The sequence below is a fragment of the Arthrobacter sp. EPSL27 genome, from assembly GCF_001512305.1.
In the GTDB taxonomy this organism is placed as follows: Bacteria; Actinomycetota; Actinomycetes; order Actinomycetales; family Micrococcaceae; genus Arthrobacter.
The window spans coordinates 995,359-1,018,098 of sequence record NZ_LNUT01000005.1 but is presented as its reverse complement, the minus strand read 5'-3'; the positions used below and the strand labels follow the sequence as shown (position 1 = coordinate 1,018,098).

The following is a 22,740-nucleotide window of genomic DNA, read 5'->3' as shown; positions in this document are numbered from 1 at the left end:
AATTCATGGTCAAAACCACGCGGAGAACGGTCCAGGCAGCCGGCACCCGGGACGTGATCGTCGAAGCGGCCGGGCGGATGTTCGCCGCCGACGGCTACGTCCGCACCACCATCGACGGGATTGCCGCGGAGAGCGGCGTGGCCGTCCAGACGGTGTACAACTCGGTGGGCAACAAGGCGGCCCTGCTCTCGGCCGTGCTGGACCGCGCCGCCGCGGGGCCCGGCGCCCCGGCGGGCGTGCTGGACTTCATGCGGGAGCGCACGCGCCAGGCCGCCGACTTCAGCGCCCTGGTGGACGTGCTGGCGGACTGGTTTGCCGAGGTCCACCCGCGCACCGCCGGGATCAACGCCGTCATCAGCCAGGCCGCGGCCGTGGACCAGACGGCGGCACGGCTGGAGGTGGACCGGGCGCAGCAGCGGCTCCGGCGCTATGAGGAGGCCGCCGCCGCTGTGCGGGCCCGCGGCGGGCTCAGCTCCGGGCTGTCCGACGCCGAGGGGGCCGCCGCCATCTGGTCGCTGGGGCACCCGCAGGCCTACCGTGCCCTGGTGCACGACGCCGGCTGGTCCGTTCCGGCCTACCGTGCGTGGATTGCCAAGGCGCTGGCGGCAGCGCTCGCCTAGGGTGCCGCCGCCGTCGTCCCTCCCGTCCGCTGGATGGCCGCGGCGAAGACCGGCAGGGCGCGCCGGATCATGTCCTCGCTGGCTGTGAGCGAGATCCGGAAATAGCCCGGGGTCTCGAACAGGGTGCCCGGCAGCACAAACACGTCCCGGTCCGCGAGGGCGGCGGTAAACTCCTCATCGTCGCCGGCCGGGGTGCGGACAAACAGGTAGAACGCCCCCTCCGGCCGCGTCACCTTGTAGCCCAGGCCCGTCAGGGCGTCCACCATGAGGTCGCGCTTGTGCTGCAGCTGCCCGACGTCGATGGAGAACTGTTCCAGCCGCGGCAGCGCGTACTGCAGGAGGGCGTTGGGGTAGATCCAGCCCATGGACATCTGCAGGGCGCTGACCGCGTCCCGCAGCGGGCCGCGGTCCGGCATGGTGGGCGGCAGCGCCAGGTACCCGATGCGCTGCCCGGGCGCCAGATGGGTCTTCCCGTACGAGTAGGCCAGGAGCGTGTACGGATAGTACTCGGCGGGGCTGTGGAAGCGGGCGCCGTCGTAGACAATCCGGTTGTACGGCTCGTCCGAGAGCAGGTACACCCGCCGCCCGTTGCTGCGCGAGGCGCCCTCCAGCATGGCCGCCAGATCCTTCATCAGCGACGGCGGGTAGATCCGGCCGGTGGGGTTGTTGGGCGTGTTGACGATCACCACCCGGGTGCGCGGGGTGATGGCCGCCCCCAGTGCCGCGAGGTCGACGTCGAACGTGTCCGCGTCGCAGCGGATCTTGACCGGCACCAGCCCGGCCTCCAGCACCAGCGGCTCGTAGAAGAACCACGGCGGCAGGGTGAAGATGACCTCGTCGCCCGGATCGGCCACGGCCTTCAGCGCCAGCGGGATCGCGGTGAAGCCGCCTGTGGTGAGGTGGATGTCCGCCGGCTCGAACGGCATGCCCAGCAGGCGCTGCAGGGACGCCGCCGCCGCGGCCTGCGCCTCCGGCTCGTTGGTCTTGTAGGCGAACCAGCGTTCGTTCCGGGGCCGCAGCGCGTCGGCCAGCGCCTCGACGTAGGCCGCCTGCGGCATCTGGTGCGGGTTGCCCAGGGCCAGATCGCAGATCCCCGGGACGTGCTGGCGCCGGGCGTAGACAGAGTCGCGGAGGAAGGTGTTGATCCGCTGCTGCGAGGGGACGGAGGCGAGGGTGGCGGCGCGCCGGGAGATGCCGGGCGGGACGGTCGATGCATCGCTCCGGGATGGCGAAGAATCTCTGCTCATGGCAGCCCCTCAAGACGTGGCGGCGTGGCCGGACGGATGGGCAACGCGCTGCTGAGGCAGTGGCTGCGCGGGACCTATTGTGGCCCTCGGCGGCCCGGATGTAAACGGCCTTTGGCCGCGGGTATCCGGGCGCTCGAATTCGAGTACCGGGTACTCGGGCGGAAGCTAAGGGGCCTTAGTACCGTCTGCTGAGGGCGCCGGAGCCTCCACTCCGGCCCCGCGTTGGACGGCACGGAAGTGCCGCCGTCAGGGTGCACCCGTGACTATCTGCGCATGGAGTCCGCCCGTCCGGGTGATGCGCATCGACGTAAAAATGAGGAGATCCACATGTTTGGAAAACAGTCCCGTTGGTTCGCGCCGCTCGCTGCAACAGCAGCCGTTCTTCTGGCCGCTTCGCCCGCGAGTGCAGCAGTCGAGCCCGATGTCATCATTCCGGCCTCGGAGTCGTGCAAAACATTTGATCTCGGCCTCGCAGCCGAGGGCGGCAACATCAGGCAGATCGACTTCAGTAACGGCGACTTCTTTCAGGTCGGTACGGGAGTGGTCCTCACCTGGATCAACATGAGCACCGGGAAGACGTACACGGTGAAGACGTCCGGTTCCGTGAGCAAGTACACCCAGAATGCGGACGGAACGTGGACGTTCACCGCCACCGGACACAACGGCTATGTCTACTTCTCCGGAGACAGGCCCGAGGGGCCCGGGGCCTACCAGTACACCGGACGGTTGGTGCTCACCATTGACTCGCCCATAACCAACAACGTGAAATCCGTGGACGCCACCGCGGGTAAAGCCGTGGACATCTGCGCGCGGCTCAGTTAACTGCCGTTGCACCTGACGAGGCCCTGGCGTCGTGGTGGCGCCGGGGCCTCGACATCACCGGAAATTGCGGCAGAATGATCCTGCCGGTCCAGCACAGGGTTCACCCGGGCTCACTCCCGGACCAGCGCCGACACATCCAGTGATTGCGAATGACCAGCACTTCAGGAGATGACATGTCCCTCGTCCGCGTGCACAACTTCTCAGTCTCCCTCGACGGCTACGGCACCGGCGAAGGCCAGAGCCTCGACGCCCCGTTCGGCCATGCCGGCTCACGGCTGATGGAGTGGGCGTTTGAAACGCTCACCTTCCGCGATATGGGCCTCCACGGGGAGACGGCGGGATCCCGCGGCGTGGACGAGGCGTTCGCCAGCCAATGGGGGCGCGGGATCGGCGTGGAGATCATGGGCCGCAACAAGTTCGGCCCGCAGCGCGGCCCCTGGGAGGACGAGGAGTGGAAGGGGTGGTGGGGCGACAACCCGGTCTTCCACACGCCCGTCGTGGTGCTGACGCACCACCCCCGGCCGGTCCTGGAAATGGCAGGCGGAACCACCTTCCACTTCGTGGCCGCCGCGGCCGCCGCCGCGCTGGAGCAGGCCCGCGCTTTGGCCGGGGATGCGGACGTGCGGATTGGCGGCGGCGCCAGCACCATCCGGCAGTTCCTCGAGGCCGACCTGATCGACCACATGCACGTGGTGCTGGTGCCGATCATCCTGGGCCGCGGCGAACGGCTGTGGGACGGGCTGGAAGGACTGGAAGAACGCTACGAAATTGAAGCGACCCCGTCGCCGAGCGGCGTGGTCCACTTGGTCTTCACCCGCCGCGCGGGCGGGTAGGGCTGCCGGCCGGGCCGCCCGGGCGCCTGTCAGCGGCGGGGTGCGTGGCGCCGTCGGGCAGCATGCCCGAACAGCCAGACGCCGGTGACCGTCGCGAGGTACCCGGCGATCACAATCAGCGCGGTGCCGGCCCAGAAGTAGTGGGTGGTGCTGTCCTCCACGCCGCTGCCCGCGGCGACGCTCAGCAGGGAGAAGCCGGCGACGGCGGCCGCGGCGAGGCCCGCCAGCAGGGACAGCCCCAGCCACAGGTGCGAGGACGCCCAGTGGTGCCCGTACCCGTCCCAGACGTTCCAGCGCGGGCCCTTGCGGATGATCAGCCAGCCCGCCGGGATCATGAACACGGCCACCACCAAGAACGCGGCCACCACGTCGGCGGGCCGGTGCCACTGGTTGATCAGCGTGGACACCCCGGTGGCGACGGCGAAGCTGCCGCCCAGGAATCCCACCATCGGCCGCCAGCGCGGGGAGACCATGAGGAACACGGCCGCCGCGGCCGACGCCGCCAGGGTGGTGTGCCCGGACGGCAGCGAGTTCAGCTCCAGCGTCTCGATCCCGCGGTAGGGCCGGTCCGGGCTGAGGTTCTTCAGGATCTGGGTGGCCACGTTGGAACCGACGCAGGCCGCCACCGCGATGCCCGCGGCCGCCCAGCGGCGCTTCACTACCGTGACAATGAGGACCACCACGGCGGAGATCAACAGGGACACCGCGGGCAGCCAGTCGAGCAGCTTGTTGGCGGCCTTGCCGGCGGTGCCGTGGATCTCCACCGCCTCCACGAGGGCGGATTCGTCGATGAACTGGCCCGTGGTGGTGCGGACAAAGAAGTAGTACGTCGCGGCCAGGGCGGCCATGCTGGCGAGGGTGGCCAGCAGGAACAGGAAACCGGTGCCCCGGCCCTGGCGGGGCTCGGGCGCGCGGGACGGCGGCTGCGGGTACCCCGGAGCCTGCTGCGTGCTGGTGTGTTCCTGCCGAAAAATCACCATCACAGGTTCCCACAGAACCCTGCGAACTTTCTGAGGACGCCGCAGCGGCGCGCAGGTAAGGTTTGGCCCATGGACACCGCTGCTCCGCACCCGGACCCCGCCTTCCCCCGGTTCCACCCGCGGCCGGCGCAGGGCTGGATCAACGATCCCAACGGGCTCTGCTATACGGACGGCCGCTACCACGTGTTCTTCCAGCACAACCCGGACTCGGCGCGGCACCACAGCATCTGCTGGGGGCACCTGAGCTCCCCGGACCTGGTGCGCTGGGAGGAGGAGCCCCTGGCGCTGCGGCCCCAGCCCGGCGGGCCGGACGCCCTGGGCTGCTGGTCCGGTGTGGTGACGGACGACGGCGGCGTCCCCACCGCCGTCTACTCCGGTGTGGACATCGACGGCGGCCACTCCCGGGTGGTCCTGGCGCGCGGGGATGCCTCACTGCGGACGTGGACGCAGGACGGACATGTCGCGGCCGAGGTGCCCCCGGACCCGCAGGTCACCACCGTCCGCGACCCCTTCCTCTTCACGTTCGGCGGCCGCCGCTTCGCCCTGCAGGGCGCCGGGCTGGCCTCCGGCCACGCCGCCGTGCTGCTCTACAGCGTGGACGACCTGCGCTCCTGGCGGTACGAGGGGATCTGGTTCAGCTCCGAGGACCCGCTCGCCGCCCGGCATCTGCCCGCGGCAATCTGGGAGTGCCCGCAGCTGGTCCGGCTGCCGGACTCCTCCGGCGCGGAGACCTGGGTGCTGATGGCCTCGCTGTGGCACCCCGGTGATCTGCACACCCACCCCCACGGTGTGGGCTACCTCCTGGGCTCCCTGGCGGCCGGGCCTGCCGGGCTGCCGGTGTTCATACCGGCGTCGGGCGGGAAAGCGGACCTGGGGCCCGAGTTCTACGCGCCGCAGATCCTCGCGCTGCCGGACCGGGCGCTGCTGTGGGGCTGGTCCGCGGAGCTCGAGGACAGCGAGGACCGTCCCGGGCGCAGCCAGGCCGAGACGGACCGCGCCGGCTGGGCCGGGATCCTGACGTTCCCCCGCCAGCTGTCCGTGCACGGCGGGGTGCTCGCGGTGGAACCCGCCCCGGAGCTCCGCGGCTACCGCGGGGCAGTACTCCACCACGGCGCCGCGGGGACCGTGGCGCTGCCTCCGTTTGCCGAGGTCCGGGTGGCCGGGGGAGAGGGCACCCTGCGGCTGGTCCTGGTGTCCGTGGGGGATCCAACGGACGGCCGGCGGCGGACTGTGTTCGCCGACGCGGTGGCGGGCGGCGACGAGCTGCGGATCTTCCTCGACGCCTCGATCGTGGAGGTCTACCGCCACGGGTCCGTGCCCACCACCCTGCGCGCCTACCCGGGCCCCGGCGAGGAGTGGCACCTGGAACTGCCGCACGGCGCCGCGGCCGACGTCTGGGAACTGCGGGACCCGGAGCGGGCGGAGACCGTCTTGTAGCAGCGCAACCAGCCCGTCCGCGGCAGGCGGGGCGCTTCAGCCTCAGCCGTGGCGAGGGGGTACGGAAAGGCTGAAGACGTTCGGTTCGGCACCTGATCCGCAACCTTCGCAGCAGCCGTCGGCTCCGCCGTCGCGCTCGGTGGCGGCGGCTGGGACGGCGCAGCAGGCATCGCCCTTCCAGGCGTTGATCCCCTCACGGACAGCGATCCCGGCGATGACCAGTGCGGCGCCCGCGTCCGCCCACCACCAGCCCAGTGCGGCGTTCAGCACCAGGCCGACCAGCAGCACGGCGGAGAGGTAGGTGCACAGCAGGGTCTGCTTGGAATCTGCCACCGCGGTCCTGGATCCGAGCTCCCGTCCGGCCCGCCGCTGGAGCCAGGACAAAACGGGCATGATGGCCAGGCTCAGGGCGGCGATGACAATGCCCGGTGTGGAATGCCGGGCCTCGCCGCCTCCGGCCAGCGATCTCACGGAGTCCACGGAGACGAACAAGGCCAGCGCGAAGAAGGAGATCGCGATGATCCGCAGGGTCAGGCGCTCGCGGAGTTCAGGATCTTTGGCGGAGAACTGCCAAGACAGGGCGACGGCGGAGGCGACCTCGATCACCGAGTCGAGGCCGAAGCCGATCAGGGCCGAGGAATCCGCCGCGTTGCCCGCCCAGAGCGCGACCACGGCCTCGACGAGGTTGTAGGTGATGGTGGCGGCGGCGAACAACCGGATGCGGCGGCTCAGGATGGCGCGGCGCTTGGCCGCGGGCATGGCCGGGGTTGGTGTGCTCATGCCAGGCACGTCCCGTCCGGGGCGCAGCAGGCCGGGTCGACGGCCAGCACCACGCCGAGCAGGTCCCTGATCGCATGGCCCAGCCGGGCGTCGGCGAGCTCATAGCGGGTCCGCCGGCCGTCCGCGGTAGTAACGACGAGGCCGCATCCCCGCAGGCACGTCAGGTGGTTGGACATGCTCTGCCGCGAAACCCCCAGGGAATCCGCCAGGTCCGACGGGTACGAGGGCGCATCCGCCAGGGCCAGCAGAATGCTCGCCCGGGTGGGGTCCGAGACCGCGTAGCCGAAGCGCGCCAGCACCGGGGCGTGGGTGAAAGTTTCCATCCACCCAAAGTACAGCTGGGGCTGTATTCACGCAATCGTGTAGTGCGGCGCTGGGGTTGTCCATCACCCCTGTGACCTGATCCGCTGCGGGGTGCCGGTATGAAAGGATGATCCGGTGACTTCCCCTGCCCCCGCCCTGCTCCGCCGCGCACGCGGCCGCCGGTCCGTGGGCCTGGTCGCCCTGGTGCTTCCGCTGCTGGTCGGTCTGGCAGCGTGTTCAACCCCCGCCCCCACAATTGCCTCCGGCCCGGCCGCCTCCCACAGTGCACCCGCGTCCGAGGGCGCCGCCCCGGCCGCCCCGGCCCCGGAAGCCGGCGGCGCGGCGTCGTCCGCTGATCCGTCCGGACCCGCCGCCTCCGGAGTTCCCGCTGCGGTGGAAGCGGCACTGCAGGCGCTGGTGGCCTCCGCACCGCAGCCCAGCACGGCGCAGGTCCGCGAGAGCCTGGCTGCGGCGGGGTTCGCGCCGGCCGCCGTCGAGGTGTCAGCGGCCCGGACCCCCACCGGACTGGCGGCGGACGCCGTCGAGGTCGGAGTCCTGGGCGACAACAACGAATGTGTGATGGCGCAGCTCCGGGCGGGAACGGTGGCCACGTCGGTCTTGCCGGTTCTTCCGAACGGGCGCTGCTTTATCGGCAGCGTCCAGCGGTAGGCGACAGGAGAGGGCATGTCCAACGTACTGAACCGCCGCGCCGTGGTTGCGCAGGAAACCCGCCGCACCCGCCGCGGGCGCTCGCTGATGGTTGTCCAGGTGGCCGGCGAGCTGCTGATCACCCTGGGCGTGATTGCCGTCCTCTTTGTCGCCTGGCAGCTGTGGTGGACCAACGTGGAGGCCGACGCCGCCCAGGAGTCCGCCGTGAAGCAGTTCGTCCAGCAACACCAGGCGCCCATCCCTGACGCGGCTGCAGCCCCGGCCCCGGCCGCGCCCGTGGATCCCGCGAACGTGCCCGTGGCCAGCGCGCCGGCCCATGGCGCGGCGATCGGCGTCATCTACATCCCCCGGTTCGGCGAGACCTACAGCCGGCCCATCATCGAGGGCACCAGCCGCGACGTGATCGACACCCTGGGCCTGGGCCGCTACGCCGGAACCGCCATGCCCGGGGCCGTGGGAAACTTCGTGATGGCCGGCCACCGCCAGACCCACGGCGCCGTCCTGGACAACATCCACACCCTGGTGCCGGGCGACAAAATCTACGTCCAGACCGCCGACGGCTTCTACACCTACGTCTTCCGCAACCAGGAGATCGTGCTGCCGGACCGGACAGACGTGATCGCGCCCGTGCCCACCCAGCCCGGCGTCGCGCCGGACCAGCGGCTCCTGACCCTGACCAGCTGCAACCCGCGGTTCGGGTCAGAGGAGCGCATCATCGCATACTCGGTGTTCGACTCCTGGCAGCCGCTCAGCGCCGGGCCTCCGGCGGCCATCGCACAGCAGCTCGCCGCGCTGCAGGGGAAGGCATAAACCATGTACCTCTGGATTTTCCGCCACCTCCCCGGACCCCTCTGGGTGCGGATCCTGCTCTCGGCCGGGCTCCTGGCCGGGGCCGTTTTCCTGCTGTTCGACGTCGTGTTCCCCTGGCTGGCCGACGTGACCAACCTGACCGACGTGACGGTGGGCTGACCCGTGCCCGCCAGCCCGCCGCCGTCGTCCCCGTCCGCTGGCCCGCCGCCCCTGCCGCCGCTGGAGGAGCTCCTGGCCGCCGCGCACGTGGTGAGCCTGCCCATGCGGGTGAAGTTCCGCGGTATCACCCGGCGGGAGGCGCTGCTGCTGGACGGCCCGCGCGGCTGGGGCGAGTTCTGTCCCTTCCCGGAATACGGCGACGCCGAAGCATCCCGCTGGCTCGCCGCCGCGGTCGAGGCCGGGTGGCACGGCTTCCCTCCGCCGGTGCGGACGCTGGTTCCCGTCAACGCCACGGTCCCCGCGATTCCCGCGGACCGGGTGCCGGAGATCCTGGTCCGGTTCGGCCGGGTGGACGCCGTCAAGGTCAAAGTCGCCGAGGCCGGGCAGACCCTCGACGACGACGCCGCCCGGGTCGCCGCCGTCCGCGCCGCCCTGCCCGACGCCGCGATCCGGGTGGACGCCAACGGCGGCTGGGACGTGCCGGCCGCCGTGGAGGCACTGACCCGGCTGTCCGCCGTCGGGCTGGAGTACGCCGAACAGCCGGTGCCGGGCATCGCCGGCCTGGCCGAGGTGCGCCACCGGCTGCGCGCCGCCGGGGTCCCGGTGCTGATCGCCGCGGACGAGAGCGTGCGCAAGGAGGACGACCCGCTCAAGGTGGCCCGCGCCGGCGCCGCTGACCTGATCGTTGTGAAGGTGGCGCCGCTCGGGGGAGTGCGGCGCGCCCTGGACATCGTGGCGCAGGCCGGGCTTCCCGCCGTCGTCAGCTCCGCGCTGGACACCTCCGTGGGCATCCGCGCCGGCCTGGCGCTCGCCGCCGCGCTGCCCGAGCTGCCCTACGCGTGCGGGCTGGGCACCGTCTCGCTGCTCGCCGCGGACGTCACCCGGGACTCGCTGGTGCCCGACGACGGCGCCATCCGCGTCCGCGACGTCGCCGCCGACCCGGGGCTGCTGGCGGAATACGCGGCCGCCCCGGAGCGCCGGGACTGGTGGCTGGAGCGCCTGCGCCGGGTGCACGCGGTGCTGGCTGCCGGGGAAGCACGCGCGTGCTAGTAAAGTAGGTGCGGAAGCGGCGAAGCAGCCGTGGAAAATGGCTTGTGGAATGGAATATTTGTTAATGACGACTCCTGGATCCCTGCACGTTGACGAGGCGTCAGATGCCAAGGCCGCGGACGGCCAGGCCGCTACCAAAGACGGGCTGCTCCGCATTGTGCAGGGCCTGCGGCGGGTGGACACCGGAACCTACGCGCTCCGCATCCGGCTGGCCGAGAAGCTGGGCATCGGCACCATCGACATCAACGCCATGGCCTTCGTGGGCGAGGTGGACGGCCTTACCCCCAAGGACCTGGGCAAGACGCTGAACATCACCACCGGCTCGGTCACCGCCATGGTGGACCGGCTGGAATCCAAGGGCTTTATGGTGCGCAAGCCCAACCCCACGGACCGCCGCAGTGTGCTGCTGCACCTCAGCCCGGAGGGCAACGAGGCCATGCAGTGGGCCAACGACCACTTCGCCGCCGCCGCCCGGGCCCTGCTCGAGTCCTCCTCCAAGGAGAGCGTGGCGGACATCGCCGAGTTCCTCGAGGGCATCGGCCAGCGGCTCATGGACGCGGCCAACGCCCCGGAAGCGGACTGACCTTCCCCCGCGACGCTCCCTCAGATCCGGCAGGCTCCGCCGCGACGCTCCGAGTTCACCCGGACTTCATCTGAGAGTCGACTCCACGTCGCCCGCGGCTGGAACGTTAGGGAGGCCCCCAATCCACCGTGGAAGGTCTCCCATTGTCTGTTTCCTCCGGACGCAAGTTCTCCCTGCTCCCCATGCTCGGCCACACCAAAGGCAAGCGCAGCGCCGTCACCTGCGCGCTGAAGTGCGACAACGCCTGCTCGGGCGAGGTGTGCAACACCAGCTCTAACAGCTACTTCCGGGACATCGCCTCGGCCACCATGTCCCGCCGCGCCGTCCTGGGCTTCGGCGCCGCGGGTGCACTCGCCGTCGCGTTCGGGGATGCCCTCACCACGGCCGGACCCGCAGCAGCCGACGGCGGAACGGGACTGTCCGCGGCAGCCAAGGACGGCTACGGCGCGTCCAAGCTCCGGTTCTCAGCGATCGCCCCGGTGGATGCCGCCGTCGACCGTTTGACCGTGCCGGAAGGCTTCACCTGGCAGCCCGTGATCCGCTGGGGCGACCCCATCTTCAACGACGCCCCGGACTTTGACCTGGGGAACCAGACCGCGGCGGCGCAGGCCCGGCAGTTCGGCTACAACAACGACTACACGGACATCACGGAGCTTCCGGGCAGCAAGGGCCGCCGCGCCGTCCTGTTCGCGAACCACGAGTACACCAACGAGGCCATCATGTTCCCGGCGTCGATGGCGGCCGCGGACGTCCGGGCCGTCGGCGCCGCCGCGCACGGGCTCTCCGTGGTGGAACTGGAGCGCAAGAACAAGAACAAGCCGTGGTCCTACGTCAAGGGCGCCCGGCTGAACCGCCGCTACCTGAACTCGACGGCGTACGAGCTCACCGGTCCGGTAGCCGGCTCGCCGCTGGTCCGCACGTCCGCGGACCCCTCCGGCCGCCGCATCCTCGGCACGCTGGGCAACTGCTCCGGCGGCACCACCCCCTGGGGCACCATCCTCTCCGGCGAGGAGAACTTCAACGGCTACTTCGTGGCGCCGGGCACCTCGGACGCGGACAAGCGCTACGGGCTGACCAGCAAGCCCACGGCCCGCCAGTGGGAACTGGACGACCCCCGCTTCGACACCCGCAACCCCGGCTTCGAGAACGAGGCCAACCGGTTCGGCTGGATCGTGGAAGTCGATCCGTTCGACCCCGACTCCACCCCGAAGAAGCACTCCTCCTTGGGCCGCTTCAAGCACGAGGGCGCCAACGTGATCGTGGCCGAGTCCGGCCACGTGGTGGCCTACTCCGGCGACGACGAGCGCTTCGACTACCTCTACAAGTTCGTCTCCGCCGAGAAGTACCGCGAGGGCGACCGCAAGCACAACATGACCCTGCTCTCCGCGGGCGACCTCTACGTGGCCCGCTTCACCGGCAACTCCCCGTCCTCCGAGATCACCGGCACCGGCGAGGTCCCGGCCGACGGCGGCTTCGACGGCACCGGCGAATGGCTTCCCCTGGTGGTGGGCGGGAAGTCCAAGGTGCCCGGGATGTCCGTCGAGGAGGTGCTGGTTTACACCCGCCTGGCCGCCGACAAGGTGGGACCCACCAAGATGGACCGCTGCGAGGACGTCCAGCCCAGCCTGCACACCGGCAAGGTCTACGTCGCGTGCACCAACAACTCGGACCGCGGCAAGCTCGGCAAGGAAGGCGCCACCGAGGTCAACCCCCGCAACGCCAACCGCGACGGCCACGTCGTGGAAATCACCGAGACCGGCGACCAGACCTCCACCGCGTTCACGTGGAACCTGCTGATGGTCTGCGGCGACCCCTCCACCGGCGACGTGACCTACTTCTCCGGCTTCCCCGCGGACCAGGTCTCGCCGATCTCCTGCCCGGACAACCTCGCGTTCGACTCGGTGGGCAACCTCTGGATCTCCACCGACGGCGCCCCCTCCGGCATCGGCAAGGCCGACGGGTTGTTCAAGGTCACCCTCGACGGCGCCGAGCGGGGCCGGGTGGAGCAGTTCCTCGCCGTCCCGCGCGACGCCGAAACCTGCGGGCCCATCATCCACGACCAGGAACGCAGCGTGTTCGTCTCCGTGCAGCACCCGGGCGAGGACGGCACGTTCGACGCGCAGCTGTCCTTCTTCCCGGACTACGTCCCGGCAGGCACGACGCCGGCGCGCGGCCAGGCCCGTGCCCCGCGCCCGTCCGTGGTGCAGGTGTTCCGCACCGACGCCTAGCTCCTCCTGCATAGCAACGCGGGGTCAGATCCGGCCCATGTCGGGGCCCTTCTTGGGCGATATCTGACCCCGCGTTGCTTCCTGCGGGAGCGTCGGCGGGTGGGCGGAACTGCTAATTTGAACAGTGTGAATAATCCGGCCGAAATGGTTGTCCCCAGAGTCCAGGCAGCAATTGCAAGCGCGTTCGGCGAAGAGTACCGCGGGACGGATCCCGTGGTGCGGCCCTCGCAGTTCGCGGACATCCAGATCAACGCCGCCATGGCACTGGCCAAGAAGGTCGGCCTGCCGCCGCGGGACGCCGCCGCCCGGATCGTCGAGGCCCTGGACCTGGACGGCATCTGCACCGGAACCGAGATCTCCGGGCCCGGCTTCATCAACCTCACCTTCGACGGGACCTGGATCGAAGAGCTGCTCAACGCCGAGTCTCCCGGCACCCGGCCGCTGCCGGCCGCGGAGGCCCAGCGCGTCGTCGTCGACTATTCCTCCCCGAATGTGGCGAAGGAAATGCACGTGGGGCACCTGCGCACCACGGTGGTGGGCGACAGCCTGGTCAAGGTCCTTGAGGCCCTGGGCGACACGGTGATCCGGCAGAACCACATCGGCGACTGGGGCACCCCGTTCGGCATGCTGATCGAGCACTGGCTGGAGATCGGCGAGGACTCCCCGGAAGCGGCGCTGCTGGTGGATGACCCCAATGCGTTCTACCAGGCTGCCCGCGCCAAGTTCGATGCCTCGGCCACGGACGAGGACGGCTTCGCGACCCGCGCGCGGCTCCGGGTGGTGGCCCTGCAGGGCGGCGACGCCGAGACGTTTGCCGTCTGGCAGCGGCTAGTGGCGCAGTCCAAGCGCTACTTCAACGCCATCTACTCCATGCTGGGCATCAGCCTCACCGACGACCACATCGCCGGGGAAAGCTCCTACGACGAGCATTTGGCACAGCTGTGCCAGGAACTCGAAGACCGCGGCATCGCCCGCATCAGCGACGGCGCCCTGTGCACGTTCCCGGCCGGGTTCACGGGCCGCGACGGCGAGCCCATGCCGCTCATCATCCGCAAGTCCGACGGCGGCTACGGCTACGGCACCACGGACCTCGCCACCATCCGGTACCGGGTCCGCGAGCTCGGGGCCAACCGCGTCCTGTACGTGGTGGGTGCGCCGCAGAACATGCACCTGCGCATGGTGATGGCCACCGCCCGCGAGGCCGGGTGGCTGCCGGACACCGTGGAGGCTGTGCACGTGCAGATCGGCAACGTGCTGGGGGAGGACGGGAAGATCCTGAAGTCCCGCTCGGGCGCCCCGGTGAAGCTGATGGCGCTGCTGGAGGAGGCCGTGGACCGCGCCCGCGCCGTCATCGACGCCGGCCGCCCGGAGCTCAGCGAGGCCGAACGCGCCGTGACCGCCCGGCAGGTGGGCATCGGCGCCGTCAAGTACGCGGACCTTTCCACCGGGCACGACACCGAGTACGTCTTCGACTTCGACCGGATGCTGGCCCTGAGCGGCAACACCGGACCCTACGTGCAGTACGCGGCCGCGCGGATCCGCTCGATCCTGCGCAAGGCCGGGGTGCTGGAGCGGTACACCGGGCTTGAGTTTGGGGTGTCCGACGGCGGGTCGACGGCGGCGGTGATCTCCGTCGTCGAACCTGCCGAACGCGCGCTGGCACTGCACCTGCTCGAATACGGCGCCACGCTGCACAAGGTGCGCGAGACGCTGGAGCCGCACCGCCTGTGCACGTACCTGTTTGAGCTGGCCCAGCTGTTTACGTCCTTCTACGACCAGTGCCCGGTGCTGAAGTCGGAGGACTCGGTGCGGGAATCGCGGCTGGCGCTGTGCGCGCTGGTGCTGCGCCGGCTGTCCGAGGGGCTGGACCTGCTGGGTATCGAGACGCCGGAGAACATGTGAGCGCAGGGGAGCCGGACCCGGGCGCTGCAGAGCTGAGCGCGGTCGATGCCGCGCGGATCGCCGTCGCGGCCCTGCTCCTGGAAGGGGTGCGGTACGTGGTGGTGGCGCCGGGGTCGCGCTCGGCGCCCATGGCCTACGCGCTGGCCGAGGCTGAGGCCGCCGGGCGGGTGGAGCTGCTGGTGCGGATCGACGAGCGCGACGCCGGGTTCACGGCCCTGGGCCTGGCCCTCGCCACCGGTGCGCCCGCGGCTGTGCTCACCACGTCCGGGACTGCCGTCGGCAATCTCCTGCCCGCCGTGATGGAGGCCAACCACGCGGCCGTCCCGCTGGTGGTGGTCTCGGCCGACCGCCCCGTGGAACTCCGCGGCACGGGCGCCAACCAGACCACCGTGCAGCTGGACCTGTTCGGGGAGCATGTCCGTTTCGCCGCCGACGTGCCCGCCGGCAGCGACCCGCGGCGCGCCGTGGAGACCGCGCTGAGCGCCGCCACCGGGGCGTTCGAGGACACCCCGCCGGGGCCGGTGCAGCTGAACCTGGCGTTCCGCGACCCGCTGGTCCCTGCGCCGGGCGACGGCTTGCCCGCGGAGTCCGGCCGCCGCGTCTACCGCACGCCGCGCGGCCCGCTGGCGCTCGACTTCCCGCCCGCCTCTCCCGGCCTGCCGGAGCGCCGCACCGTGGTGCTGGCCGGGCACGACGCCGGCCCGGTCGCCGAGGCGTTCGCCCGAGCGCACGGCCTGCCGCTGCTGGCCGAGCCGTCCTCCAACGCCCGGTTCGGGCCCAACGCTGTGGGGCCGTACCGGATTGTCCTCGACGCGTTCGGGCCGGAGTCGGCGCAGCCGATCGAGCGGGTGGTGCTGTTCGGCCGGCCCACCCTGTCCCGGCCGGTGAGCGCACTGCTGGCCCGCGCCGACGTCCCCTCCGCGCTGTACCAGCCGGTGCCTGTGGCCTGGTACGAGCCGGGCCGCCGAACCGAATTGCCGCTGAACAATCTGGCGGACCTGGCCGACTTCGCCGGCCGCGGCTCGGCGGCGTGGCTGGATGCCTGGCTGCTGGCCGGCGCCGCCGCGCAGCACGCCGTGGACGTGGTGCTGGCCGGGCCGGCGGACGAGCCCGATGCTGCTCTGCCTGCTGTGACTCGGGCTGCCGCGTCCGGTCCCGCCGTCGGGGCCCTGGTCTGGAAACACACGCGCGGCCAGCTCGTGCTGGGCTCCTCCAACGGCATCCGCGACGTCGACCTCGCCGGGGCGCCCGCCGCCGAGCCGGCAGCCGTCGTGTTCGCCAACCGCGGCCTGTCCGGGATCGACGGGACGCTCGCGACGGCCACCGGCATTGCCCTGGGCGGCCGGCAGGAAACCACGGTGCTGCTGGGCGACGTCACGTTCCTGCACGACGCCGGCGGGTTGCTGCTGGGCGCCGGGGAGGAGGAGCCCGACCTGCGGATCGTGGTCCTCAACGACGCCGGCGGGGCCATCTTCGGGCTGCTGGAGCACGGCGCCGTCGAGGCCGCGGGCCGGTACGGGACCGCCGTCGAACGCCTCTTCGGCACCCCGCATTCGGTGGACCTGGCGGCACTCGCGGCGGCCTACGGCGTGGTGCACCACTCGGTGGGCACGACGGCGGAGCTGGACGCGGCGCTCTCTGTGCCGGTGGCCGGCCGCAGCATCATCGAGGTGCGGACGGACCGGCGCGGGCTGCGGGACCTGCACGGACGCATCCGGGCCGCAGTAGGCACAGCTGTGTCCGGAGTCCTCGCCCCGGAGTAAACCCCGGGCCGTTAGCCCAGCGCGACGAGGCGTGCCCTGCGATGCGCTTCATGCTGGGCGACTCGCTTCATACCCCACGCGCCGGTACACCCGCCGCGTCAGGACTTTCGCGCGTCGCAGGACAGGAACCGCGTCGCAGGCTGAGGCTGCGCCGCGGGACGGGACGGGACTCTGACGATGCGAATTGCAGCCGACGACGCGGATCGTGGCTAGCGCCCCGACGCGTGGCTGGCGACGCGTCTGGTGCTGGGCGACTCGCTTGATACCCCACGCGCCGGTATACCCGCCGCGTCAGGACTTTCGCGCGTCGTGGGAGAGGAAGCGAGTCGCAGGCTGAGGTCCGGCCGGTGTGAAGAAGCCAGATGACGCGGATCGTGGTTGGCGCGCCGAAGCCTGCCCGGCGACGCGTCTTGTGCTGGGCGACTCGCTGAATACCCCACGCGCCGGTACACCCGCCGCGCCAGGATTTTCGCGTGTCGCAGGACAGGAACCGCGTCGCATGATGAGACTGCGCGGCGGGACGAGACTCTATCGACGCGGATCGTGGCTGGCGCTTCGATGCGCGCCCGGCGACGCGTCTCGTGCTGGGCGACGCGCTTCATACCCCGCGCCGGTACACCCGCCGCGTCAGGATCTTTGCGCGTCGCAGGGCAGGAAGCGCGTCAGGATCTTTGCGCGTCGCAGGGCAGGAAGCGCGTCGAGGGTATGGCGGCGACGCGGGGAAGGGTGATCGCATCGCAGGGCAGGGCGCGCCGCGCGGGGTAGGGAGCGCGCCGGGTTGTCCACATAGGCGCGATGGGTGATGGTGTGGGGCGGCGGCGAGGTGCGACCTTCGTGGGATGAAAGAGCTCCCCAAGTTGATCCTCACCCGCGAGAACGTCCAGCAGGGCCTGACGCCCAAGGACCTGGCCAGACGCTGCCGCTCCGGGGCGCTGGTTCGGGTGCGCCGGGGCGTGTATGTCGACGGCGGCATCTGGCGGGCGTTGGAACCTTGGGACCAGTACCGGGTCCGGGTCAGTGCAGCGGCGGAGACCTTTGTTGCTCCAACCATCTTCGCGTGGCACTCCGCCGCATCGGTGTGGCGCGTTCCGACCATCGGGCTCCGGCACCCCGTCCACGCTCTGACCTTGCAGAACGACGGCGGACGCTCGCGGGCGGGAATCCTCCGGCACTACGTTCCGGCGGCCGGATTGAAAGCCGTCCGGCGGGAAGGACTCCTAGTGACCGAGAGGGTCCGCACGGTCCTGGATCTCGCTGCCTTCACACCGTTCGCCGAGGCCGTTGTGCCTTTGGACCATGTACTCAAGCCCGACGACGGCCAAGGACTGCCGGCTCTCACGAAAGAGCAGCTCCTGGCTGGAGCCGACGGTCTCTACACTGCCGCCGCCATGAAGCGGATCAGGACTGCGGTGGACTTTGCCGATCCAAGGTCCGGATCCCCGGGGGAGTCGTACGGCCGGGCACTCATGTGGATTGCCGGGTTCGAGCCGCCGGAACTCCAGCGCGAGATGCGTGACGGTTCGGGGCTGGTTGGTTACACGGACTACTTCTGGGAGCGCGTGCGGCTGGCCGGCGAGTTCGACGGCGTCGAGAAGTACGTCAAGCCCGAATACCTGAAGGGCCGGACCGTTTCACAGGCGGTCGTGGAGGAGAAAGCACGGGAGGATCGGATCAGGGCCCTGGGAAACGGTGTGGTCCGCTGGGTGTGGGCTGACCTTATGGCCGCCGGGCAGCTCGAGCGCAGGCTGGCAGCGGCGGGCGCGCCCCGACGTCGTGCGCGTTCTGCCCGGTGACGGCGACGGGCGAATTGCCTCATGACGCGCAAAAGCCCTGGCGCCGCGGTATTCCGGTAGCGTCAGGGCTTTTGCGTAGCGTCAGGCAGGAAACGCGTCGCCGAGGGGGGTCCGCTGGGTGTGGGCTGATCTGATGGTTGCCGGGCAGCTCGAACGGAGGCTGGCAGCGGCGGGCGTGCCCCGGCGTCGTGCGCGTTCTGCCCGGTGACGGCGATGCGCATTCTGCCTCATGACGCGCAAAAGCCCTGGCGCCGCGGTATTCCGGTAGCGTCAGGGCTTTTTCGTAGCGCCAGGCAGGATGCGCGTCGCCGAGGGGGATCCGCTGGGTGTGGGCTGACCTTATGGCCGCCGGGCAGCTCAAGCGGAAGCTGGCAGCGGCGGGTGTGTCCCGCCGTCGTGCGGTGTCTGCCCTGTGAGGGCGATGCGCTAACTGCCTCATGACGCGCAAAAGCCCTGGCGCCGCGGTAGGCGAATTCTAGGGGTCGTTGCAACACCTGTTGGTTAGGTGGTTAGTAGTAAATCACGCAGACGCTCGGCTGGGGTATCCCAGCCGAGCGTTTTGCGTGGGCGGCCGTTGAGTTCCTGGGCGACGTGTTCGAGGTCTTCGGGCCCGTATGCGGACAGGTCGGTGCCTTTGGGGAAGTATTGGCGCAGCAGCCCGTTGGTGTTCTCGTTTGACCCGCGTTGCCAGGGGCTGGCTGGGTCGCAGAAATAGACCTGCATGTGCGTGGCCATGGTGAAGGACTTGTGGCCGGCCATTTCGGCTCCCTGGTCCCAGGTCAGGGAGCCTCTCAGGTGCTCCGGCAGTGTGCTCATGGTCTTGATCAGTCCGTCGCGAACGGTTTCGGCGGTGTGGTCGCCGGGGAGGTGGACGAGCATCACGTAGCGGGTGGTGCGTTCGACCAGGGTCCCGATCGCGGACTGGTTATAGGCGCCGGTGATCAGGTCGCCTTCCCAGTGTCCGGGGACGGCGCGGTCCTCGATCTCGGCCGGGCGTTCCGAGATCATGACCATCGGGTCCACGAACCGGGAGGCGCGCTGCTCTCCGGTCCGGTGGGGTTTCCGGCGGGTCCGGCCGGTGCGCAGGGCTGCCTGGATTTCGCGTTTGAGTCCGCCTCGTGCCTGGATGTAGAGGGCCTGGTAAATCGTTTCTGGGCTCACACGCATCTCCGGGTTGTCGGGGAACTCTTCGACCAGGGTGTGGCTGATCTGCTCCGGTGACCAGCGTATGAGCAGTTTGCCCTTCACATAATCGCGCAGGTCGGACTCGCCAGCGAGCTTGGCGTCCTTGGGCCGTGCGCGCCGTGCGGCGGCTTTCCGCTGCGCCCCGTGCGGCATATAGCCCATCACGACATCGGTATTCCGGCCCAGCTCCCGACTGATCGTTGAAGGCGCACGGCCCAGCGTTTGCGCGATCGCCCTTACCGAGGAACCTGCGCTCTTCAGGTCCCGGATCATCTCCCGCTCCTGCACGCTGAGGAAGCGCGGATCGATGGCTTTCTCCAGTGCTGATACCGGCATCGGTGGGATCAGAACCGTTCCGGTGGTGCCGGCGGAAGAGATCATAGTGGTCACACCACGTTTGTAGCCGACCACCCGGCCATCGGGGTAAATGCGTCGGCCGCCGGACTTGCGGATCCCCTGGTCCCACTCTTCCGCGGTCCGCAGATGGATCCCGACCGCCGCGGCAGCCTTCCGCCGACTCACCCCGGTCGTACGCAGCCGGAAGTACTCACCCCGTCCCGGGTGAGGACCCGCCCCCGGTTTCCCATAGCTTTTCAACCCGGCTTTACGCACCCAGCCGGCGCACGTGTCGGGGCTCAAGCCGAGCTCCCTTGCAGCCTGCCTCGTGCTCTTGAGCCGGTCGAACACGACGAAGAACTCATCCTTCTGCTCCTGCGTGTAAATCCTCTGGCCAGCCTGCCGGTTCCTCGGTGCCCTCACAGGGAGCCGCGATTTATGGACCCACTGGTAGCACGTCATCTGATTGAAGCCGAGTTCCCTCGCAGCCGCGCCCACACTCCCACACCGGTCCAGCACCGAAAAGAACTGTTCCTTCTGCTCCAGCGTGTACTTCCTTCGCCCCGCTGTTTCTTCCGTTAAAGACGGCACGGTCGTTGCAACTCCCAAAAATCTTGGGTGTTGCAACGACCGCTAGAACCCGCCGTATTCCGGTAGCGTCAGGGCTTTTGCGTGTCGCCGGGCAGGAAGCGCGTCGCCAAGCGGCACGCGGACCCGCCGCGGCGCGGAACCTACTCCGCGATGTCGATGTGCGTCGGGTCGAGGACGCGGCGCAGGAACTCCTTCGTGCGGTTGTGGGTGGGGGCGCTGATGACCTGCTCGGCCACACCCTCTTCCACCACCACGCCGCCGTCCATGAAGACCACGCGGTCGGCCACTTCGCGGGCGAAGCCCATCTCGTGGGTCACCACCAGCATGGTCATGCCTTCGCGGGCCAGGTTCCGCATGACGGCGAGCACGTCGCCCACGGTCTCCGGGTCCAGGGCCGAGGTGGGCTCGTCGAACAGCATGAGCTCGGGGTCCATGCTGAGCGCACGTGCAATAGCGACACGCTGCTGCTGGCCGCCGGAGAGCTGGTCCGGGAAGCGGTCGGCGAGGTGTCCCAGGCCCACGCGCTCCAGGTTGCGCATGGCCACGGCGGACGCGTCCGACTCGCTGCGCTTGAGCACCTTGGTCTGCGCGATGGTGCAGTTCTTCAGCGCGCTCAGGTGCGGGAAGAGGTTGAACTGCTGGAAGACCATGCCCACCTTGCGGCGCATCTTGTCGATGTCCACATCCGGGTCGGTGGCCTCGAAGCCGCCCACGTGGATGCTGCCCTCATTGGGCTGCTCCAGCAGGTTGACGCAGCGGAGCAGGGTGGACTTACCAGAACCGGACGGGCCGATCAGGCAGACAACCTCGCCGGGCTCAACGTTCAGGGTGATGCCCTTGAGCACTTCGTTGGATCCGTACGACTTGCGGAGGTCCGTGATGGCCACACCCGCGGCCTTGACGGCACCGCGGTCATCGGCGTTCTGTACGACGTCGTTCATGACTGTCCTGCCTATCGCTTCGTCCGCGCGGAGCGGCTTTCGAACTTCCTGGCCAAGAGGCTCAGCGGGATGGTGATCACCAGGTAGAAGGCACCGGCCACCAGGAGCGGCGTGAGGCCCGCGCCCAGGCTGGAGATGCCGTCGCGGCCGAACTTGGTCAGCTCGTACTGCGAGGCGGTGAGGCCCAGCACGTAGATCAGCGAGGAGTCCTTGGTCAGCAGGATGACTTCGTTGGTCAGCGGCGGCAGGACGATCCGGAACGCCTGCGGGATGACGATGGAGACCATCGCCCGCCACTGCGGCATGCCCAGGGACCGGGCGGCTTCCATCTGGCCCTTGGGCACGGCCTGCAGGCCGGCGCGCAGGGTCTCGGCGATGTAGGCGGCGGCCACCATGCCCAGGGAGATCATGGCCACGACGGTCACGTTCCAGGAGACGCCGAAGGCCAGCGGCACACCGTAGCCGAAGGCGATGAACACCAGCAGGGCCGGGATGCCGCGGAAGAACTCGATGTAGCCCGTGGCCAGCCAGCGGTACAGCGGGAACGAAGAGAGCTTCATGAGGGCCAGGAGCAGGCCGCCGGAGAGGCCCACCATAAAGCCGAGGGCCGTGTAGATGAGGGTGTTCTTCAGGCCCACAAGGATGATGTCCGGGAACATCGGGCCGATCTTGCCGAAGTTGAAGACGCTGGTGCTGATGGTCTTCCAGTCGGTGGCCAGGATCAGGGCGACGACGGCCACCACAAAGATGCCGGCTTGGACGTACAGACTGACTCTGGCTCGTTGACGTGCGGTCATTGCCATGGTGTTCTCACATTCGTTTCGCGCACGTGAGGCCCCGTACTGGCTGATATCCAGCGGTACGGGGCCCCAACTGCGTAGGTCTCAGGCCAGGGTGCGGCTACTTGGTGGCTTCGCCGAACCAGGTGGTCTCGAACTTCTTCAAGGTGCCGTCGTCGGTGATGCGCTTCAGCGTGCCGTTGACCTGGGTGGCCATGGCGGTGTTGCCCTTCTTGATGGCGATGCCCAGCTTTTCGCCGGTGGTGAAGTCCTCCACGCGCTTGAAGTTCGAATCGTCCTTGATGGCGTAGCCGAGGACGGACTGGTTGCCGAGGGCGGCGTCGATGGTGCCAGCCTTCAGTGCCTGGACCAGAAGCCCGGTGTCCTCGAACTGCTGGGCGTCGAGGCCATTGTCCTTCGCGTACTGGGCGCCGGTGGTGGCCTGCTGGACGCCCACCTTCTTGCCCTTGGCGCCGTCGAGATTCGTGATGCCGGAGGCCGTGCTGGCCACCAGGGTCAGGTCGTCGTCGAGGTACGGGTCGGAGAAGTCCATGACCGACTTGCGGGTGTCCGTGATGGAGACAGAGGAGATGGAGACATCGCACTGGGTCAGGGCGGTGCCGGTCTCGATGGCCTCGAAGGAGCTGTCCACAACGTTGAGTTCGGCCTTCAGGTCCTTGGCCACCTCGGCGGCGATGTCCATGTCGAAACCGACAATCTTGCCGTCCTTCTGGAATTCGAACGGCTCGTAGGGGACGTCCGAGCAGACGGTGAGCTTGCCGGCGTTGATGAGCTGCACGCCTCCCTCAGAGGTTGCGGCGGGGGTGGAGCTGCCGCCGCAGGCGGTGAGGGTGAGAGCGCCGACGGCGAGGAGGGCGGCTGCCTTGGCGGACATCTTTGCCGTGGCGAGGGACTTGAGCTGCATGGTT

The 22,740-nt window shown here is 69.6% G+C and carries 21 protein-coding genes; 13 read left to right on the top strand and 8 right to left on the bottom strand.

All coding sequences use genetic code 11. The features are described from left to right. The first annotated feature begins 5 nt into the window (after window positions 1–5). Window positions 6–620, top strand: a complete 615-nt coding sequence (locus tag AR539_RS15610; protein WP_066438881.1) for a TetR/AcrR family transcriptional regulator — start codon at window positions 6–8, stop codon at window positions 618–620. On the opposite strand, the gene AR539_RS15605 is transcribed toward AR539_RS15610, so the two are convergent. Then, complete coding sequence (locus AR539_RS15605; RefSeq protein WP_066438867.1) at window positions 617–1,867, bottom strand: aminotransferase class I/II-fold pyridoxal phosphate-dependent enzyme; 1,251 nt, start codon at window positions 1,865–1,867, stop codon at window positions 617–619. The genes AR539_RS15610 and AR539_RS15605 overlap by 4 nt on opposite strands. Window positions 1,868–2,140: 273 nt before the next feature. Between AR539_RS15605 and AR539_RS15600 the strand changes: the two genes are divergently transcribed. Further along, window positions 2,141–2,689 carry a hypothetical protein gene (locus AR539_RS15600; RefSeq protein WP_157361029.1) on the top strand — a complete coding sequence of 183 codons (549 nt, stop codon included), beginning with the start codon at window positions 2,141–2,143 and terminating at the stop codon, window positions 2,687–2,689. Window positions 2,690–2,862: 173 nt separating this feature from the next. Continuing rightward, the gene (locus AR539_RS15595; RefSeq protein WP_066438861.1) at window positions 2,863–3,522 is read left to right on the top strand and encodes a dihydrofolate reductase family protein; all 660 of its coding nucleotides are present in this window, start codon (window positions 2,863–2,865) and stop codon (window positions 3,520–3,522) included. A gap of 29 nt (window positions 3,523–3,551) precedes the next feature. Here AR539_RS15595 and AR539_RS15590 read toward each other — a convergent pair whose 3' ends face one another. Next, entirely contained in the window at window positions 3,552–4,502 is a 951-nt protein-coding gene (locus AR539_RS15590; RefSeq protein WP_157361028.1) for a phosphatase PAP2 family protein, read from the bottom strand. A 69-nt stretch (window positions 4,503–4,571) separates the two neighbouring features. Here AR539_RS15590 and AR539_RS15585 point away from each other — a divergent pair, with 69 nt between their 5' ends. Continuing rightward, complete coding sequence (locus AR539_RS15585; protein WP_066438858.1) at window positions 4,572–5,939, top strand: glycoside hydrolase family 32 protein; 1,368 nt, start codon at window positions 4,572–4,574, stop codon at window positions 5,937–5,939. Window positions 5,940–5,981: 42 nt separating this feature from the next. On the opposite strand, the gene AR539_RS15580 is transcribed toward AR539_RS15585, so the two are convergent. Together AR539_RS15580 and AR539_RS15575 are read right to left on the bottom strand one after the other, a co-directional pair. After that, window positions 5,982–6,719 carry a cation diffusion facilitator family transporter gene (locus tag AR539_RS15580; RefSeq protein WP_066438850.1) on the bottom strand — a complete coding sequence of 246 codons (738 nt, stop codon included), beginning with the start codon at window positions 6,717–6,719 and terminating at the stop codon, window positions 5,982–5,984. Then, entirely contained in the window at window positions 6,716–7,042 is a 327-nt protein-coding gene (locus tag AR539_RS15575; RefSeq protein ID WP_066438847.1) for an ArsR/SmtB family transcription factor, read from the bottom strand. The genes AR539_RS15580 and AR539_RS15575 overlap by 4 nt, the downstream gene beginning before the upstream one ends. 115 nt (window positions 7,043–7,157) lie before the next feature. Here AR539_RS15575 and AR539_RS19725 point away from each other — a divergent pair, with 115 nt between their 5' ends. The 9 genes from AR539_RS19725 to AR539_RS15535 all read left to right on the top strand — a co-directional run bounded on the left by AR539_RS19725 (window position 7,158) and on the right by AR539_RS15535 (window position 17,979). Further along, complete coding sequence (locus tag AR539_RS19725) at window positions 7,158–7,691, top strand: DUF6993 domain-containing protein (protein WP_231728632.1); 534 nt, start codon at window positions 7,158–7,160, stop codon at window positions 7,689–7,691. Window positions 7,692–7,706: 15 nt separating this feature from the next. Beyond that, window positions 7,707–8,501 carry a class E sortase gene (locus AR539_RS15565; protein ID WP_066438845.1) on the top strand — a complete coding sequence of 265 codons (795 nt, stop codon included), beginning with the start codon at window positions 7,707–7,709 and terminating at the stop codon, window positions 8,499–8,501. A 3-nt stretch (window positions 8,502–8,504) separates the two neighbouring features. After that, the gene (locus AR539_RS19530) at window positions 8,505–8,660 is read left to right on the top strand and encodes a hypothetical protein (RefSeq protein ID WP_197410649.1); all 156 of its coding nucleotides are present in this window, start codon (window positions 8,505–8,507) and stop codon (window positions 8,658–8,660) included. A 3-nt stretch (window positions 8,661–8,663) separates the two neighbouring features. After that, the gene (locus AR539_RS15560; RefSeq protein WP_082699394.1) at window positions 8,664–9,710 is read left to right on the top strand and encodes an o-succinylbenzoate synthase; all 1,047 of its coding nucleotides are present in this window, start codon (window positions 8,664–8,666) and stop codon (window positions 9,708–9,710) included. Window positions 9,711–9,774: 64 nt separating this feature from the next. After that, a complete protein-coding gene (locus tag AR539_RS19525; protein ID WP_066438843.1) occupies window positions 9,775–10,293 on the top strand; it encodes a MarR family winged helix-turn-helix transcriptional regulator in 519 nt (172 codons plus the stop codon). Window positions 10,294–10,436: 143 nt separating this feature from the next. Beyond that, window positions 10,437–12,521, top strand: coding sequence for a PhoX family protein (locus AR539_RS15550; RefSeq protein ID WP_066438840.1), 2,085 nt, complete (start codon window positions 10,437–10,439; stop codon window positions 12,519–12,521). Window positions 12,522–12,665: 144 nt separating this feature from the next. Further along, complete coding sequence (gene argS, locus AR539_RS15545) at window positions 12,666–14,423, top strand: arginine--tRNA ligase (protein ID WP_197410648.1); 1,758 nt, start codon at window positions 12,666–12,668, stop codon at window positions 14,421–14,423. Next, a complete protein-coding gene (menD, locus tag AR539_RS15540; RefSeq protein ID WP_066438839.1) occupies window positions 14,420–16,186 on the top strand; it encodes a 2-succinyl-5-enolpyruvyl-6-hydroxy-3-cyclohexene-1-carboxylic-acid synthase in 1,767 nt (588 codons plus the stop codon). Before argS ends, menD begins: the two co-directional genes overlap by 4 nt. 839 nt (window positions 16,187–17,025) lie before the next feature. Next, window positions 17,026–17,979 carry a type IV toxin-antitoxin system AbiEi family antitoxin domain-containing protein gene (locus tag AR539_RS15535; RefSeq protein ID WP_066438838.1) on the top strand — a complete coding sequence of 318 codons (954 nt, stop codon included), beginning with the start codon at window positions 17,026–17,028 and terminating at the stop codon, window positions 17,977–17,979. Between the two features lie 501 nt (window positions 17,980–18,480). On the opposite strand, the gene AR539_RS15530 is transcribed toward AR539_RS15535, so the two are convergent. From AR539_RS15530 to AR539_RS15515, 4 genes are all read right to left on the bottom strand, one after another. Next, on the bottom strand, window positions 18,481–19,686 hold the full coding sequence (locus AR539_RS15530; protein WP_157361070.1) for an IS30 family transposase: 1,206 nt from the start codon (window positions 19,684–19,686) through the stop codon (window positions 18,481–18,483). 545 nt (window positions 19,687–20,231) lie between these two features. Next, window positions 20,232–21,032 (bottom strand): amino acid ABC transporter ATP-binding protein, encoded by an 801-nt coding sequence (locus AR539_RS15525; RefSeq protein ID WP_066438836.1) that lies wholly within the window; start codon window positions 21,030–21,032, stop codon window positions 20,232–20,234. A gap of 11 nt (window positions 21,033–21,043) precedes the next feature. Further along, the gene (locus AR539_RS15520; protein ID WP_066438834.1) at window positions 21,044–21,835 is read right to left on the bottom strand and encodes an amino acid ABC transporter permease; all 792 of its coding nucleotides are present in this window, start codon (window positions 21,833–21,835) and stop codon (window positions 21,044–21,046) included. A 97-nt stretch (window positions 21,836–21,932) separates the two neighbouring features. Then, window positions 21,933–22,736, bottom strand: a complete 804-nt coding sequence (locus AR539_RS15515; protein WP_066438829.1) for an ABC transporter substrate-binding protein — start codon at window positions 22,734–22,736, stop codon at window positions 21,933–21,935. Window positions 22,737–22,740 lie beyond the last annotated feature (4 nt).

What these genes read in the sequence shown, in the direction of transcription:
- argS (WP_197410648.1), top strand. Translation starts at nt 12,666, where the DNA reads ATGGTTGTCCCCAGAGTCCAGGCAGCAATTGCAAGCGCGTTCGGCGAA.
- AR539_RS15565 (WP_066438845.1), top strand. Translation starts at nt 7,707, where the DNA reads ATGTCCAACGTACTGAACCGCCGCGCCGTGGTTGCGCAGGAAACCCGC.
- AR539_RS15590 (WP_157361028.1), bottom strand. Translation starts at nt 4,502, where the DNA reads ATGGTGATTTTTCGGCAGGAACACACCAGCACGCAGCAGGCTCCGGGG.
- AR539_RS15515 (WP_066438829.1), bottom strand. Translation starts at nt 22,736, where the DNA reads ATGCAGCTCAAGTCCCTCGCCACGGCAAAGATGTCCGCCAAGGCAGCC.
- AR539_RS15595 (WP_066438861.1), top strand. Translation starts at nt 2,863, where the DNA reads ATGTCCCTCGTCCGCGTGCACAACTTCTCAGTCTCCCTCGACGGCTAC.
- AR539_RS15575 (WP_066438847.1), bottom strand. Translation starts at nt 7,042, where the DNA reads ATGGAAACTTTCACCCACGCCCCGGTGCTGGCGCGCTTCGGCTACGCG.
- AR539_RS15580 (WP_066438850.1), bottom strand. Translation starts at nt 6,719, where the DNA reads ATGAGCACACCAACCCCGGCCATGCCCGCGGCCAAGCGCCGCGCCATC.
- AR539_RS15520 (WP_066438834.1), bottom strand. Translation starts at nt 21,835, where the DNA reads ATGGCAATGACCGCACGTCAACGAGCCAGAGTCAGTCTGTACGTCCAA.
- AR539_RS15535 (WP_066438838.1), top strand. Translation starts at nt 17,026, where the DNA reads ATGAAAGAGCTCCCCAAGTTGATCCTCACCCGCGAGAACGTCCAGCAG.
- AR539_RS15610 (WP_066438881.1), top strand. Translation starts at nt 6, where the DNA reads ATGGTCAAAACCACGCGGAGAACGGTCCAGGCAGCCGGCACCCGGGAC.
- AR539_RS19530 (WP_197410649.1), top strand. Translation starts at nt 8,505, where the DNA reads ATGTACCTCTGGATTTTCCGCCACCTCCCCGGACCCCTCTGGGTGCGG.
- AR539_RS15605 (WP_066438867.1), bottom strand. Translation starts at nt 1,867, where the DNA reads ATGAGCAGAGATTCTTCGCCATCCCGGAGCGATGCATCGACCGTCCCG.
- AR539_RS15525 (WP_066438836.1), bottom strand. Translation starts at nt 21,032, where the DNA reads ATGAACGACGTCGTACAGAACGCCGATGACCGCGGTGCCGTCAAGGCC.
- AR539_RS15585 (WP_066438858.1), top strand. Translation starts at nt 4,572, where the DNA reads ATGGACACCGCTGCTCCGCACCCGGACCCCGCCTTCCCCCGGTTCCAC.
- AR539_RS19525 (WP_066438843.1), top strand. Translation starts at nt 9,775, where the DNA reads ATGACGACTCCTGGATCCCTGCACGTTGACGAGGCGTCAGATGCCAAG.
- AR539_RS15600 (WP_157361029.1), top strand. Translation starts at nt 2,141, where the DNA reads ATGGAGTCCGCCCGTCCGGGTGATGCGCATCGACGTAAAAATGAGGAG.